The following is a 15,101-nucleotide window of genomic DNA, read 5'->3' on the forward strand; positions in this document are numbered from 1 at the left end:
CCACGGGTCGTCTGCCTCGTTCTGCTCCGTCCACGGTCTTCTCCGCGGTGGAATCCGTCGCTACGGTGGTCGCATGAGAATCCTCCTGGTCGGCGCCGGCGGCGTCGGCGACGCCATCGCCAAGATCGCCGCGCGCCGCTCCTTCTTCGAGCAGATCATCGTCTGCGACTACGAGCTCGACCGGGCCGAGCGCACCGTCGCCTGGATCGCCGAGCGCCACGGGCAGGAGGGGGTCGAGAACCGCTTCGTCGCCGCCCGCATCGACGCCTCCGACGCCGAGAGCGTCGAGACCGTCGCCCGCGCCCACCGGGCGACCCACGTGATGAACGCCGTCGAGCCCAAGTTCGTGCCGACCATCTTCGCCGGGGCGCTCGCGGCCGGCGCCGACTACCTCGACATGGCGATGAGCCTCTCGCGTCCGCACCCGCTCGAGCCGCACGCGCAGACCGGGCTGAAGCTCGGCGACGAGCAGTTCGCCGCCGCGGGCGCGTGGGAGTCGGCCGGGCGCCTGGCCCTCGTGGGCATGGGCGTCGAGCCGGGGCTCTCCGACGTCTTCGCGCGCTACGCCTCCGACCACCTCTTCGACGAGATCGACGAGCTCGGCGTCCGCGACGGAGCGAACCTGGTGGTCCGCGACGAGAGCGGCGCCGAGATCTTCGCGCCCTCCTTCTCGATCTGGACGACCATCGAGGAGTGCCTGAACCCTCCGGTGATCTACGAGGAGGAGCGCGGCTGGTTCACCACCCCGCCCTTCTCCGAGCCGGAGGTCTTCGAGTTCCCCGAGGGCATCGGCCCGGTCGAGTGCGTCAACGTCGAGCACGAGGAGGTGCTGCTGATGCCGCGCTGGCTCGACGCGAAGCGCGTCACCTTCAAGTACGGACTGGGCGAGGAGTTCATCGGCGTCCTGCGCACCCTGAACCTCCTCGGACTCGACCGCACCGAGCCGATCCGGGTGCGCTCCGCCGAGGGCCCGGTGATGGTCGCGCCGCGCGACGTCGTCGCCGCCGCCCTGCCCGACCCGGCGAGCATCGGCCCGCGGATGACCGGCAAGACCTGCGCGGGCCTCTGGGTCAGCGGCACGAAGGACGGCGCGCACCGCGAGGTGTACCTGTACCACGTGAGCGACAACGAGTGGACGATGGCCGAGTACGGCGCCCAGTGCGTCGTCTGGCAGACCGCGCTCAACCCGGTGGTCGCGCTCGAGATGCTGGCGACCGGTGCGTGGTCCGGCTCCGGGGTGCTCGGCCCCGAGGCCTTCGACGCGGAGCCGTTCCTCGAGCTGATGGCTCGGCCTCTCGCCGACGGCGGCTACGGCCAGTCCTGGCACCTCCGCGAGGACACCGGCGCCGCCGCGACGGCAGGGGGCGGAGCGGGAGCGAGCCGAGCCTAGGCTGGGCGCATGAGCAACGACGACGGGCTCGCCTCGGCGCGGGACGACGCGCGCGCGGCCCTGGAGGCCGCCCGTGCACTGCAGGCCCAGGCCGCGGCGGCACTCGAGCGGGCGGAGGCGGCAGCGGCGGCCCTCGAGGCCGTGAGCGGTCCGGAGGAGGCGGCGGCCGTCGTCGACGACGTGCGGCTGGTCGCAGCGGCCCCGGAGGCGCCTGCCGCGCCGGGCCCGCTCCCCGAGCCGGCGGTCGACTCCGTCCGCGCCGGCTACGCCTTCGCCGGCCCCGACCTCGAGCTCGGCGCCCTCGTCAACGGCGAGGCCCGCATCGACGTGCCGATCCGGATCCCGCTCGGGATGCTCAACCGGCACGGCCTCGTCGCCGGGGCGACCGGAACCGGCAAGACCAAGACGCTGCAGGTGCTCGCCGAGCAGCTCTCGGCGCACGGCGTCCCGGTCTTCGCCGCCGACATCAAGGGCGACCTCTCGGGTCTCGCGACGCCCGGCACCGCGAACGACTCCCTCCTCGCGCGCACCCGCACCATCGGCCAGGACTGGGTCGCGAAGGCGGCGCCCGCCGAGTACTTCGCGCTCGGCGGCATCGGCACGGGCGTGCCCGTCCGCGCGACCGTCACCGGCTTCGGGCCGCTGCTGCTCTCCAAGGTCCTCGGCCTCAACCACACCCAGGAGTCGAGCCTCGGCCTGGTCTTCCACTACGCCGAGTCCGCGGGTCTCCCGCTCGTCGACCTGTCCGATCTCCGCGCCGTCCTCACCTACCTCGTCGGCGACGAGGGCAAGGCGGAGCTCGCCGAGCTGGGCGGCCTGTCGAAGGCGACGGCGGGCGTGATCCTCCGCGAGCTGATCGCGTTCGCCGACCAGGGCGCCGACGTCTTCTTCGGCGAGCCCGAGATCGACACCGCCGAGTTCCTCCGCTCGACGCCCGAGGGCCGCGGGGTCGTCAGCCTGCTCGAGGTGCCCGGAGTCGCCGACCGGCCGGCGCTGTTCTCGACCTTCCTGATGTGGCTGCTCGCCGACCTCTTCAACGACCTGCCCGAGGTCGGCGACCTCGACCGTCCGAAGCTCGTCTTCTTCTTCGACGAGGCGCACCTGCTCTTCCGGGACGCGTCGAAGGACTTCCTCGCGGCGATCACCCAGACCGTGCGGCTGATCCGCTCGAAGGGCGTCGGCATCGTCTTCGTCACTCAGACGCCCAAGGACGTGCCCGGCGACGTGCTCGCCCAGCTCGGCTCGCGGATCCAGCACCAGCTGCGCGCCCACACGCCCGACGACGCGAAGGCGCTGCGCGCGACCGTCTCGACCTACCCCGAGTCCGACTACGACCTCGGCGAGATCCTGCAGGCCCTCCCGATCGGCGAGGCCGTCGTCACCGTGATGAACGAGCGCGGGGCCCCGACTCCGGTCGCATGGACCCGCCTGCGCGCACCGCAGGGCTCGATGTCGCCGACCCCCGAGGCCGAGCGCGAGGCGAGCGTCCAGCGCTCGCCGCTGCTCGCCCGCTACGGCACGCCGCTCGACCGCGACTCCGCCCGCGAGATCCTGACCCGCCGCCTCGACGCCGCCGCCGAGGCCGAGGAGGCGCGGACCGCCGCCGAGGAGCGCGCCGCCGAGGAGGCCCGCGCCGCGAAGGAGCGCGCCCGCGAGGAGGTCCGCCTCGCCAAGGAGCGCGCCACCGCCCAGCGCCGCGCCGACGAGGCCGCCGAGCGCTCCCGCCGCCGCACCGCGCCCCGCTCGACCTCCACCCGCACCCCGCGCCGCGACAAGACCGTCGTCGAGCAGGTCCTCGGCTCCTCGGCCGGCTCCACACTGCTCCGCGAAGTCGTCCGCGGCATCTTCGGCACAGCCCGCCGCCGTCGATGAGCCCCGCGGTCCCTCCTCCCGTTGCCTGCTGATCGAGTAGCCCGCGGAGCGGGCGTATCGAGATCCACCACCGCCGGCAGTCGAGTCGCTCAGCTCCGCCGCCCCACCGGCGCACCCCGCTAACGCCCGCGTGTTAGCGTCGGCAACATGATCGAGAGCCCGACGACCCGCGACCGCATCCTCCGGGCGACCGCCGAGCTCCTGGCCGAGGGCGGGCGCGACGCCGTCTCGACCCGCGCGATCAGCTCGGCCGCCGGCGTCCAGGCGCCCACCATCTACCGCACCTTCGGCGACCTCCGGGGCCTCCTCGACTCCGTCGCCGCCGCCGGGTTCGGCGCGGCGCAGGCCGAGTTCGAGCGCGTGGATCCGCCGGCCGACCCGGTCGACGCGCTGCGCGCCGCGTGGGACCACCACGTCGCCTTCGGTCTCGCGGAGCCCCACCTCTACGCGCTGATGTTCACCGCGCGCCCGGGGGAGGAGTCGGAGGCGGCCCGCCACGCCCGCGGCGTCCTCCTCGCGCACGTCCACGCCGTCGCCGAGGCCGGCCGCCTCACCGTCGACGTCGAGCGCGCGGCGCGCCTGCTGCAGTCCGCCGCCCTCGGCTGCACCCTGACCCTCACAGCCGACGGCGACGACGAGCTCTCGTCGCGCTCCCGCGAGGCGGTCCTCGCCGCGATCACGACCCAGGAGGCGGGCCCCGCCGATCCCGCGGCCCGCGCGGTCGTCGCCCACGCCGTCGCCCTGCGCACCGCCCTGCCGGCGATCGACGCCCTGAGCGCGGGGGAGCGGGGCCTACTCGAGGAGTGGCTCGACCGCCTGGCGCACTGAGCGCCCGGAAACAGCAAACGGCGCCGCGCGCTGGCGAGAGCGTGCGACGCCGTTCGGCGGAGGATGGGGGATTCGAACCCCCGAGGGCTTTCACCCAACACGCTTTCCAAGCGTGCGCCATAGGCCACTAGGCGAATCCTCCAGGCGCGACCGTGATCGCGACCTGAAGCACACTACCCGAAACCGACCGGCGCCGCTGACCACGAGCGTCCGCAGGCCCGCGCGATCGGGTTAGACTGTCTCCCGGCTCCCCGCGTGGCGCCATCCAGGCCAACTCCCCCAGGGCGGAAACGCAGCAAGGGTAACCGGGCTCTGGCGGGTGCGCGGGGGGTCTTCTTCGTTTCTGCGGGCGTCTCCGCGTGCTTCCTCCACAGTCCGCCTCGGCTGCACGCTCTCCCATCCCGGGGCGCCTGCCCAGCCACGCCCGAGGCCCCCTCGGTAGGCTTGCGCCGATGGTTCAGAGCATCTACATCTCGTCCGCCGAAGGTCATTCCGGCAAGTCCACGGTCGCCCTCGGCGTCCTCGACCTGCTCAGCAGTCAGGTGCAGCGGGTGGGCGTCTTCCGTCCGATCGCACGCTCCGCCTCCGAGCCCGACTACGTGCTCGAGATGCTGCTGGGCCACTCCGACTCGGGGCTCGCGTACGACGACTGCATCGGCGTCACGTACGAGGACGTGCACGCCGACGGCGAGGCCGCGCTCTCGCGGATCGTCGAGCGCTACAAGGGCGTCGAGGCGCAGTGCGACGCGGTCGTCATCCTCGGCTCCGACTACACCGACGTCGGCAGCCCCACGGAGCTCGGCTACAACGCCCGTGTCGCCGCCAACCTCGGAGCCCCGGTGCTGCTCGTGCTCACCGGCCGCGACCCGTCCCGCAGCGAGCAGCTCGGTCAGGCGCCGGCGCGCACTCCCGAGGAGATGCGCCAGATCACCGAGCTCGCCGCCGTCGAGCTGCGCACCGCGCACGCGACGCTCATCGGCGTCATCGCCAACCGTGCCGATCCCGAGACCGCTCCGGCGGCCGTGGAGGCGATCCGCTCCGCTCTCCCGGTCCCCGTCCCCGTCTGGGCGATCCGCGAGGACCCGTTCCTCGTCGCCCCGAGCTTCTCGCGCCTCGTCGAGGTCGTCGACGGGGTCGTGGTCGCCGGCGATCCCGACCTGCTCGGCCGCGAGGTGCTCGGCGTCGTCGTCGCCGGCATGTCGATGGTCAACGTCCTGCCCCGCCTCATGGAGGGCGGGGTCGTCATCGTCCCGGGCGACCGCCCCGAGGTGGTGCTCGCCGTGATCATGGCGCACGCCTCCGGCAACTTCCCGACGGTCTCGGGCATCATCCTCAACGGCGGCTTCGAGCTGCAGGAGCCGATCGTCCGCCTCATCGAGGGCGTCGACAACAGGCTCCCGATCGTGATGACCGAGCTCGGCACCTACGACACCGCGGTGCGCGTCACCGCCGCCCGTGGTCGCCTGGCCGCCGACTCGCCCCGCAAGCGCGACACCTCCCTCGCCCTCTTCGAGGAGGCGATCGACGCCGTCGAGCTGCTCACGCTCCTCGACGTCGGCCGCTCCGAGGTCGTCACTCCGCTGATGTTCGAGTACGGGCTCATCGAGCGCGCCCGCATCGCCGACCGGCACATCGTGCTGCCCGAGGGCGGCGACGACCGCATCCTCCGCGCCGCCGCGACCGTGCTCAAGCGCGGCATCGCCCGCCTGACGATCCTCGGCGAGGAGCCCGAGGTGCGCGGCCGCGCCGCCGCCCTCGGCCTCGACATCGACGCCGCCCGCGTGCTCAGCACGCACGACCCCGAGCACCGCGCGCGCTTCGCCGACGAGTACGCGAAGATCCGCGCGCACAAGGGCATCACCTACGACCACGCCTACGACACGGTCACCGACGTCTCGTACTTCGGCACGATGATGGTGCAGCTCGGCCTCGCCGACGGCATGGTCTCGGGAGCCGCGCACACCACCGCGCACACCATCCGCCCCGGCTTCGAGATCATCAAGACCAGCCCCGGCGTCTCGGTCGTCTCGAGCGTGTTCCTGATGGCGCTCGCCGATCGCGTGCTCGTCTACGGCGACTGCGCGGTCAACCCCGACCCCACCGAGGCGCAGCTCGCCGACATCGCCATCTCCTCGGCCGAGACGGCGCAGCAGTTCGGCATCGACCCGCGGATCGCGATGCTCTCGTACTCCACGGGCGAGAGCGGAGCGGGCGCCGACGTCGAGAAGGTCCGCGCGGCCACCGCGCTCGTGCGCGAGCGCCGGCCCGACCTGCTCGTCGAGGGCCCCATCCAGTACGACGCCGCGGCCGATGCGGCCGTCGCCGCGTCGAAGATGCCCGGATCCCAGGTCGCCGGCCGCGCGACGGTGTTCATCTTCCCCGACCTCAACACGGGCAACAACACCTACAAGGCCGTGCAGCGCTCCGCCGGCGCCGTCGCCATCGGCCCGGTCCTGCAGGGGCTCCGCAAGCCGGTCAACGACCTCTCGCGCGGCGCGCTCGTGCAGGACATCGTCAACACCGTCGCGATCACCGCGATCCAGGCGGCGACGCAGGCCATCGTGCCGCCGACCTCCGCCATCCCCGTCGTGCGCTGACGGCCACCCGCCCGAGCGCCCCACCCGACCCCGATCACCCCAGGAGTCCCATCGTGTCCGTCGTCCTCGTCGTCAACAGCGGTTCGTCGTCGTTCAAGTACCAGCTCATCGAGATGACGACGGAGGAGACGCTCGCCAGCGGCCTCGTCGAGCGCATCGGGGAGGAGACCGGTCGCACCAAGCACAGCCGCGACGGCGAGAGCGTCGAGTTCGAGACCCCGATCCCCGACCACACCGCCGGCTTCGACGCGATGATCCGCGCCTTCGCCGAGCACGGACCGAGCCTCGACGAGTTCCCGCCCGTCGCGGTCGGACACCGCGTCGTCCACGGCGGCAAGCGCTTCTACGAGCCGACGCTCATCACCGACCTCGTCAAGATCAACATCGAGGACCTCTCCGACCTCGCCCCGCTGCACAACCCGGCGAACCTCGAGGGCATCGAGGCCGCGCAGAAGGCCTTCCCCGACGTCCCGCACGTCGCGGTCTTCGACACGGCCTTCCACCACACGATCCCCGCGGAGGCGTCCGCGTACGCGATCCCCGCCGATCTCGCCGACAAGCACCGCATCCGCCGCTACGGCTTCCACGGCACGTCGCACAAGTTCGTCTCGGAGTCGGCCGCCGCGTTCCTCGGCCGTCGCCGCTCCGACCTCAAGACCATCGTGCTCCACCTCGGCAACGGCGCCTCGGCGTGCGCGGTCGACGGAGGCGAGTCGGTCGAGACCTCGATGGGCATGACCCCGCTCGAGGGCCTGGTCATGGGCACCCGCTCCGGCGACCTCGACCCCGCGGTCGTCTTCCACCTCGCCCGCAAGGCGGGGCTCTCGATCGACGAGCTCGACACCGTCCTCAACCGCCGCAGCGGCCTCCTCGGCCTCTCGGGCCGCGGCGACATGCGCGACGTGCAGGAGGCGGCCGAGGCCGGCGACGAGAAGGCCCGCGCCGCCCTCGAGGTCTACTACCACCGCCTCCGGCACTACATCGGCGCCTACTACGCGCAGCTCGGCCGCGTCGACGCCATCGTCTTCACCGCCGGAGTCGGCGAGAACGTCGCCGCCGTCCGCGCCGGAGCCCTCCGCGGCCTCGAGGGCCTCGGCATCGAACTCGACCCCGAGCGCAACACCGCCTCCGACCGCGGAGCCCGCCGCATCTCCACCGACGACTCCCGCGTCGCCGTCCTCGTCATCCCCACCAACGAAGAACTCGAGATCGCCCGGCAGTCCTTATCGGTCGTGTAGCGGCTCCGCCGCTACACGACTCGCGGTCGGCTATCAGGGGTGGTTGCGATTCGCAGAGCGGGGAGCGTCGGGCTGCCGGAAATCGCTCGCACGCGATTTCCGGTCGCGCCCTCTGCAGTGCCCATTCCCGAGCCGCTCCCTGCGCGGCTCGGCGCGGTCGGCCCGTTCACGTGGTGCGTTCCGCAGGGCGGGTTCCGTCGAGCTGCCTCGAAACGCTGAAACGCGTTTCTCGCTCGCGCCCTCCTCCGTTGCTGAGGACCGTTCGGGCCGCCCCGTGCCCGCGCATGCTGATCGAGTAGGCCGCGGAGCGGGCGTATCGAGATCCACCAGCGGCGGGAGGAAAGGCCCGGGGTCACCCTCCCGGCGAGCCACCGTTGCCGGCGAGGGAACCCCGAGCCGTCGAGGCCGCCGGGGAGGGCGGGCTCCCTCGACGGTCCGGGGTTCCCTCGGAGTCAGGGCAGGACGCGATCGGCGCCCGCGTAGAGGTTGAAGCCGGAGGCGCGGCTGAAGCCGAGGAGGGTCAGGCCCGACCGGCGCGCCAGGTCGACGGCGAGCGACGACGGCGCTCCGACGGCGGCCAGCAGCGGGATCCCCGCCATCACGGCCTTCTGCACCAGCTCGAACGACGCCCGCCCCGACACCTGCAGCATGCTCCCGCGCAGCGGCAGCCGCCCCTCCCGCAGCCCCCACCCGACGACCTTGTCGACCGCGTTGTGCCGGCCGACGTCCTCCCGCAGCACCAGCAGCGAGCCGTCGGCGTCGAACAGCCCCGCCGCGTGCACCCCGCCGGTCCGCTCGAACACCGCCTGGGCGTCCCGGAGCCGCTCCGGCAGCTCGACCAGCAGCTCGCGCGACACACGCAGCGGATCCTCCGCCACCGTCCACGCCGAGTCCGTCGTCACCGCGTCGAGGGAGGCGAGGCCGCAGACCCCGCACGAGCTCGTCGTGTAGACCGAGCGCTCGCGCTCGAGCAGCACGGCCTCGCGTCCGCCGCGCACGGTCGCGTCGACCACGTTGTACGTGTTCTCGGCGGGACCGGAGCCGCTCGCGCAATACCGCATCGCCGCGAGCTGCTCCGTCGCCGTGAGCACCCCCTCCGACACGAGGAACCCCGCGACGAGGTCGAAGTCGTCGCCGGGCGTGCGCATCGTGACGCTGAACCGGCGCCCGCCGACGCGGATCTCGAGCGGCTCCTCGACCGCGAGCACGTCCTCGCGGACCCGCGGCGGCGCCTCCGCTCGGACGGCGGTCAGGCGGGTGCGGACGACACTGCGGCTCATGGGGCTCCTCCGTGGGTGGGAGTCATCCTCGCACCGCAACCGGAGAGCCGACCGCGACGTACGATGCAGGAATGGTCGACGACGCCGAGCCCCGCGAGAGTCCGATCGACGAGAGTCGACTGACGGTCGCCCGTCCGAAGCGCAAGGCGGTCGGCATCCCCGGCGTCGCTCACGCTCTGCAGATCTCGCTGAAGCAGATGGGTCCGGTGCGCAGCGCCGAGACGCTGCTGCGCGTCAACCAGAAGACCGGCTTTGACTGCCCCGGCTGCGCCTGGCCCGAGGCCGACAAGCGCCACGTCGCCGAGTTCTGCGAGAACGGAGCGAAGGCGGTGGCCGAGGAGGCGACCCTCCGCACCGTCACGTCGGCCTTCTTCGCCGCGCACCCGGTCGCCGAGCTCGAGGAGTGGGACGACTTCGCCCTCGGCCAGCAGGGCCGCCTCACCGAGCCGGTGCTGCTCGACGCGGGGGCGACGCACTACCGCCCGGTCGGCTGGGACGAGGCGCTCGACATCGTCGCCGACGAGCTCCGCGCCCTCGACGATCCCGACCAGGCGATCTTCTACACCTCCGGCCGAACCTCGAACGAGTCGGCCTTCGTCTACCAGCTCCTCGTGCGCGGCTTCGGCACCAACAACCTGCCCGACTGCTCCAACATGTGCCACGAATCCAGCGGCTCCGCACTGACCGAGACCATCGGCATCGGCAAGGGGACCGTGAGCCTCCGCGACGTCGAGCGTGCGCCGCTGCTGATCGTCGCCGGCCAGAACCCCGGCACCAACCACCCGCGGATGCTCACCGCGCTCGAGCGCGCCAAGCGGGCGGGCAGCACCATCGTGGCCGTCAATCCGCTGCCCGAGGCGGGGCTGCTGCGCTTCGAGAACCCGCAGACCGTGAAGGGCATGATCGGCGGTGGCACCGCGCTCGCGGACCACTTCCTCCAGGTGCGCCTCGGCGGCGACCAGGCCCTGTTCCAGGGGCTGGGCAAGGCGCTGCTCGAGGCCGAGGAGGCGCGCGGCGACGTCTTCGACCACGCGTTCATCCGCGAGAGCACCGACGGGCTCGACGGCTACCTCGACGAGCTGCGCTCGACCCCGTGGTCCGAGATCGAGCGGGGCAGCGGGATCGACGAGACGCGCATCCGCACGATCGCCGAGCTGATCGCCGCGGCCGAGGGCACGATCGTCTGCTGGGCGATGGGGCTGACCCAGCACCGCCACTCCGTCGCGACCCTCAAGGACGTCGTGAACGTCCTGCTGCTCACCGGCAACATCGGCAAGCCGGGCGCGGGCGTCTGCCCGGTGCGCGGTCACTCGAACGTGCAGGGCGACCGCACGATGGGGATCTTCGAGCGGATGCCCGACTCCTTCCACGACGCCCTCGACCGGGAGTTCTCGTTCGCCTCCCCGCGCGAGCACGGCACCGACACCGTCGCGGCGATCCGCTCGATGCGCGACGGCACCGCCCGCGTCTTCGTGGGCCTCGGCGGCAACTTCGCCCGCGCGACGCCCGACAGCGGCGTCACGGAGGCGGCGATGCGCTCGCTCGCACTGACCGTGCACATCTCGACCAAGCTCAACCGCTCGCACGTGGTCACCGGCCGCCGCGCGCTGATCCTGCCGACGCTCGGCCGCACCGACTCCGACGTGCAGGCGACGGGCGAGCAGCGCGTCACGGTCGAGGACTCGATGAGTGCCGTTCACGCCTCGCGCGGGCGGTTGAAGCCCCCGAGTCCCGCGCTCCGCTCCGAGGTGGCGATCCTCACCGGCATCGCCGAGCGGCTGCTCGCCGGTCGCGAGAACGCGCCCGCGGTCGACTGGCCGGCGCTGCGCGGCGACTACCGTCTGATCCGCCGCCACATCGAGAACGTGGTTCCCGGCTTCGACGGGTTCGAGCGGCGGATCGACGTGCCGGGCGGCTTCGTACTCCCGAATCCGCCGCGCGACGCCCGGCGCTTCGCCACCCCGTCGGGTCGCGCTCAGTTCACCGCGAACGAGCTCGACTACCCGCGCGTGCCCGAGGGGCGCCTCCTGCTGCAGACCCTGCGCTCGCACGACCAGTTCAACACCACGATCTACGGCAAGGACGATCGCTACCGGGGCGTCCACGACGGCCGCCGCGTGGTCTTCGTGCACGCGGCCGACATCGCCGCGCTGGGCTTCGCCGACGGCGCGATGGTCGATCTCGTGTCGGAGTGGGAGGACGGCGTCGAGCGCCGGGCGGAGGCGTTCCGCGTCGTCGCCTACGACACTCCTCGGGGCTGCGCCGCGGCCTACTACCCCGAGACCAACGTGCTCGTCCCGCTCGACTCGACGGCTCGCGTCAGCAACACTCCCACCTCGAAGTCGGTGGTGATCCGGCTCGAGGCGGCCGCCTGAGCGGCCCGCCTCACCAGGGCAGGCGCAGCAGCGGCACCCGGTCGCCCGCGCACCCGCCCTCGGGCGGGACGACCGCGACGGCCTCGGACGCGGCGAGCCCGGTCAGCATGTGCGAGCGGATCCCCGCGGCCGCCCGCCAGCACCCGCCCTCGCGCCGCACGGGCACGAGGGTCGTCGTGCCGGGCCGCCCGAGGTCCTCGCCGAGCACGCCGTCCTCGAGGGACCCGCCGGCGACTCCGCTCGCCGCGTCGATCGCCGGCGGGAGGAACGACAGCGCCGCGAGCACCGCCGCGAGCGGGTTGCCGGGCAGCGCGATCACCAGCCGGTCTCCGGGCAGGGCCGCGACGAGCGTGGGGTGGCCGGGTCTCATCGCGACGCCGTCGACGATCGTGCGCCCACCTGCCGCGACGATCGCGCGCCGCACCGCATCCGCCCGCGAGCGCCCCGTGCCGCCGGTCGTCACGATGAGGGGAGCCGTGGGGCCGGTCAGCAGCGCGGTGATCGCCGCCTCGTCGTCGCCGAGGCGCGTCACGGAGTCGATCGTGCCGCCGAGGGCGCGCACGAGCGGCGGGAGGAGCGGTGAGAAGGCGTCGCGGACCCGCCCCGGCTCGGGCATCCCGGACGTGTCGATCTCGTCGCCGGTGAAGAGCAGGGCGACCGCGGGCCGAGGGCGCACCCGCACCGCGTCGTGGCCGGCGATCGCCAGCAGGGCGAGCTGCGGCGGGCCGAGACGCGTCCCCGCCTCGACGAGCACCGCGTCCGCCGCGGCCTCGTCGCCCGCGCGGCGGATGTGCCGACCCGGAGCGGGACGCCGCGCGGTCGTGAGGACGCCGTCCCGAGACGTCCCCTCCTCCAGAGGCACGACCGCCTCGCACCAGGCCGGGACGAGCGCGCCCGTGACGATCGGCTCCGCCGTCTCCCCGAGGGTCCACGGTCCGGAGCCGTGCACCGCCCAGCCGTCCATGGCCGATGAGTCGTAGTGGGGGAGCGGCCGGAGTGCGCGGACGGCCTCGGCGGTGACGCTGCCCTCCGCGTCGACCAGAGCCCTTCCGGCGACGGGAAGAGGGGCCGCGCCCTGCGCCACGAGTGCGCGGGCGCGGCCCCAGTCGGTCGCCCGGTGCCCGCTCATCCCCTCATTCTGAGGGGTGCGCGGGCGCCTGCTCAGCCGAGGTAGCCGTTCGGGTTGAGCACGAACTTCTTCGCCGCGCCCTTGTCGAAGTCGGCGTATCCCTGCGGGGCGTCCTCCAGCGGGATCGCCGTGGCCTGCACTGCCTTGGCGATCTGCACCTTGTCGTGCAGGATCGCCATCATCAGCGAGCGGTTGTACTTCATGACCGGGCACTGCCCCGTCGTGAAGGACAGCGACTTCGCCCAGCCGAGCCCGAGGCGGATCGAGAGCGAGCCCTCCTTCGCGGCCTCGTCGACTCCGCCCGGGTCACCGGTGACGTAGAGCCCCGGGATGCCGAGGGCGCCGCCGGCCGCGGTGATCGACATCAGCGAGTTGAGCACCGTCGCGGGTGCCTCGCTGCCCGAGTCGGGACCGTTGCCGTGCGCCTCGAAGCCGACGGCGTCGACTCCGCAGTCGACCTCGGGCACGCCGAGGATCTGCTCGATCTGCCCCGCCGGGTCGCCCTTGGACACGTCGACGGTCTCGCAGCCGAACGAGCGCGCCTGGGCGAGCCGCTCCTCGTTGAGGTCGGCGACGATGACGACGGCCGCACCGAGCAGCTGCGCGCCCACCGCGGCGGCGAGACCGACGGGGCCGGCGCCGGCGACGTAGACCGTCGAGCCGACTCCGACGCCCGCAGTGACCGCGCCGTGGAAGCCGGTCGGGAAGATGTCGGAGAGCATCGTCAGGTCGAGGATCTTCTCGAGCGCCTGGTCGCGGTCGGGGAAGACGAGCAGGTTCCAGTCGGCGTAGGGGACCATCACGTACTCGGCCTGGCCGCCGACCCAGCCGCCCATGTCGACGTAGCCGTAGGCGCTGCCGGGGCGATCGGGGTTCACGTTGAGGCAGATCCCGGTCTTGCGCTCCTTGCAGTTGCGACAGCGGCCGCAGGCGATGTTGAACGGCACCGAGACGATGTCGCCCACCTTCACGAACTCGACGTCGGGGCCGACCTCGACGACCTCGCCGGTGATCTCGTGGCCGAGGACGAGGTCGGACGGGGCCGTCGTGCGCCCGCGGACCATGTGCTGGTCCGAGCCGCAGATGTTCGTCGAGACGGTCTTCAGGATCGCTCCGTGCGGGAGCTTCCGACCGATGTTCGCGGGATTGACCCCCGGTCCGTCCTTCAGCTCGAACGTGGGGTAGTCGATGTCGATCACCTCGACGACTCCGGGGCTCTTGTAGGCGACGGCTCTGTTGCCTGACATGCGGTTCTCCTTCGATGAGGATGACCGCGGCGCGCTCGCGACCGCGGGAGCCGCGTCACGACGGGTCGCTCCCGGGGGAGCGAGGGGCCGCGGCGTCGGGGCTCGAGCGCACCGTACGGCTGCCGGATGTGAGGCAGCGGTGACCGTGCGCGGAAAGCCCGATGGACGGCGCGGACCGTCGCTCAGACGGGTCGCGGGTGGTGCTCGATCGCTCCGCCCGCGGCCTCGACGGCGCGCGCGAGGGCGTCGGAGCCGCCTCCGTCGAGCCCCGCGGCGTAGCCCACGAGGAAGGTGGTGAGCGGGGCGGCGGGGCGGACGACCCCGTGCGCGGCGTCGCCCGCGAGCGAGAGCAGGACGTCGGGGGCGATCGGGACGTCGCCCAGGCCGAGCGCGTCGGTCAGCTCGTTCCACCAGGCGGTGAGGGTCGTGTCGGTGTCAGTCATGAGTCGATTCTGCGCTCCGGGTCGATCCCGCGCCCGGAGTCGGCCGCGCCCGGATCGATCCGTCCCGGGATCGCGATGCCGTGCGCCCGTGCGTCCGCGGGGTCGTCGATGTCGTCGGTCGAGCCGGTCGGCACCGGGACGAGCACCGTCGCCAGCGGGCGGAGGAGGTCGCGGACGGAGGCGTTCTCGGCGCGCTCGAGCAGGCGGAGCGCACGGGCGAGCTCCCGGGTCCGGTGGAGGCCGAGGAGGAGCTGCGTGCGCGCCTCCGCATCGACGGCGAGGAGCGAGGCGGTCGTCGGCTCCGCCTCCCGAGCGGCCGACAGCAGCGTCTCGATCGCCGGCCCCGGGTCCACCAGATCGCCGGCCAACAGCAGCACCCACTCGGGTGCCGCGTCGCGCTCCAGGAGGGGGAGCGCCGCGGCCGCGGCGGCGACCGGACCGCCGAACGGGGGGTCCTCGCGCACCAGTGCGGCGCGTCCGAGCAGCGCGGCGGGCACCGGCGGCCCGACGACGACCACCCGGGCGGCGCCCGCCGTCGCGGCGAGAACCCGCTCGAGCAGGGTGCTCCCGTCGAGCAGGAGGAGCGGCTTCGCTGCTCCGTCCAGACGGCGTGCGCGGCCTCCCGCCAGGATCACCGCGTCGAACGCGCCCGCCGTGCTCTGCTCGGTCACGGTTCCGATCGTAGGCGGGGCCCCGTGCGTT

General features: G+C 73.1%; 11 protein-coding genes, 1 tRNA gene and 1 other RNA gene. 7 read left to right on the forward strand and 6 right to left on the reverse strand.

The window, feature by feature from the left end; translation table 11 throughout:
• The first annotated feature begins 73 nt into the window (after nt 1-73).
• The 3 genes from GSU68_RS04920 (at nt 74) to GSU68_RS04930 (ending at nt 4,090) form a co-directional block, all read left to right on the forward strand.
• Nucleotides 74-1,390, forward strand: a complete 1,317-nt coding sequence (locus GSU68_RS04920; RefSeq protein WP_159905992.1) for a saccharopine dehydrogenase C-terminal domain-containing protein — start codon at nt 74-76, stop codon at nt 1,388-1,390.
• A gap of 9 nt (nt 1,391-1,399) precedes the next feature.
• The gene (locus GSU68_RS04925; protein ID WP_159905994.1) at nt 1,400-3,262 is read left to right on the forward strand and encodes a helicase HerA-like domain-containing protein; all 1,863 of its coding nucleotides are present in this window, start codon (nt 1,400-1,402) and stop codon (nt 3,260-3,262) included.
• 147 nt (nt 3,263-3,409) lie between these two features.
• Nucleotides 3,410-4,090, forward strand: coding sequence for a TetR/AcrR family transcriptional regulator (locus GSU68_RS04930; RefSeq protein ID WP_159905996.1), 681 nt, complete (start codon nt 3,410-3,412; stop codon nt 4,088-4,090).
• 57 nt (nt 4,091-4,147) lie between these two features.
• Here GSU68_RS04930 and GSU68_RS04935 read toward each other — a convergent pair.
• A tRNA-Ser gene (locus GSU68_RS04935) sits at nt 4,148-4,232 on the reverse strand.
• 100 nt (nt 4,233-4,332) lie between these two features.
• On the opposite strand from GSU68_RS04935, the gene ffs reads away from it, so the two are divergent.
• The 3 genes from ffs (at nt 4,333) to GSU68_RS04950 (ending at nt 7,925) form a co-directional block, all read left to right on the forward strand.
• Nucleotides 4,333-4,429, forward strand: an RNA gene (gene ffs / locus GSU68_RS04940) — signal recognition particle sRNA small type.
• A gap of 113 nt (nt 4,430-4,542) precedes the next feature.
• Nucleotides 4,543-6,687, forward strand: a complete 2,145-nt coding sequence (gene pta, locus GSU68_RS04945) for a phosphate acetyltransferase (RefSeq protein ID WP_159905998.1) — start codon at nt 4,543-4,545, stop codon at nt 6,685-6,687.
• A 53-nt stretch (nt 6,688-6,740) separates the two neighbouring features.
• Nucleotides 6,741-7,925 carry an acetate kinase gene (locus GSU68_RS04950; RefSeq protein ID WP_159906000.1) on the forward strand — a complete coding sequence of 395 codons (1,185 nt, stop codon included), beginning with the start codon at nt 6,741-6,743 and terminating at the stop codon, nt 7,923-7,925.
• Between the two features lie 452 nt (nt 7,926-8,377).
• On the opposite strand, the gene fdhD is transcribed toward GSU68_RS04950, so the two are convergent.
• Nucleotides 8,378-9,205, reverse strand: a complete 828-nt coding sequence (gene fdhD, locus GSU68_RS04955) for a formate dehydrogenase accessory sulfurtransferase FdhD (RefSeq protein ID WP_159906002.1) — start codon at nt 9,203-9,205, stop codon at nt 8,378-8,380.
• A 71-nt stretch (nt 9,206-9,276) separates the two neighbouring features.
• Between fdhD and GSU68_RS04960 the strand changes: the two genes are divergently transcribed.
• Nucleotides 9,277-11,580 (forward strand): FdhF/YdeP family oxidoreductase, encoded by a 2,304-nt coding sequence (locus GSU68_RS04960; RefSeq protein WP_159906004.1) that lies wholly within the window; start codon nt 9,277-9,279, stop codon nt 11,578-11,580.
• Between the two features lie 10 nt (nt 11,581-11,590).
• Here the strand turns inward: GSU68_RS04960 and GSU68_RS04965 are convergent, their stop codons facing one another.
• The 4 genes from GSU68_RS04965 to GSU68_RS04980 form a co-directional block, all read right to left on the reverse strand.
• Nucleotides 11,591-12,709: a molybdopterin molybdotransferase MoeA gene (locus GSU68_RS04965; protein WP_159906006.1), complete on the reverse strand. Its 1,119-nt coding sequence runs from the start codon at nt 12,707-12,709 to the stop codon at nt 11,591-11,593.
• A gap of 32 nt (nt 12,710-12,741) precedes the next feature.
• Nucleotides 12,742-13,956 (reverse strand): formaldehyde dehydrogenase, glutathione-independent, encoded by a 1,215-nt coding sequence (fdhA, locus tag GSU68_RS04970; RefSeq protein ID WP_159906008.1) that lies wholly within the window; start codon nt 13,954-13,956, stop codon nt 12,742-12,744.
• A 182-nt stretch (nt 13,957-14,138) separates the two neighbouring features.
• The gene (locus tag GSU68_RS04975; protein ID WP_159906010.1) at nt 14,139-14,399 is read right to left on the reverse strand and encodes a DUF6457 domain-containing protein; all 261 of its coding nucleotides are present in this window, start codon (nt 14,397-14,399) and stop codon (nt 14,139-14,141) included.
• On the reverse strand, nt 14,396-15,070 hold the full coding sequence (locus tag GSU68_RS04980; protein WP_159906012.1) for an NTP transferase domain-containing protein: 675 nt from the start codon (nt 15,068-15,070) through the stop codon (nt 14,396-14,398). Before GSU68_RS04980 ends, GSU68_RS04975 begins: the two co-directional genes overlap by 4 nt.
• Between the last annotated feature and the right edge of the window lie 31 nt (nt 15,071-15,101).

The sequence above is a fragment of the Rathayibacter sp. VKM Ac-2759 genome (assembly GCF_009834225.1).
In the GTDB taxonomy this organism is placed as follows: domain Bacteria; phylum Actinomycetota; class Actinomycetes; order Actinomycetales; family Microbacteriaceae; genus Rathayibacter.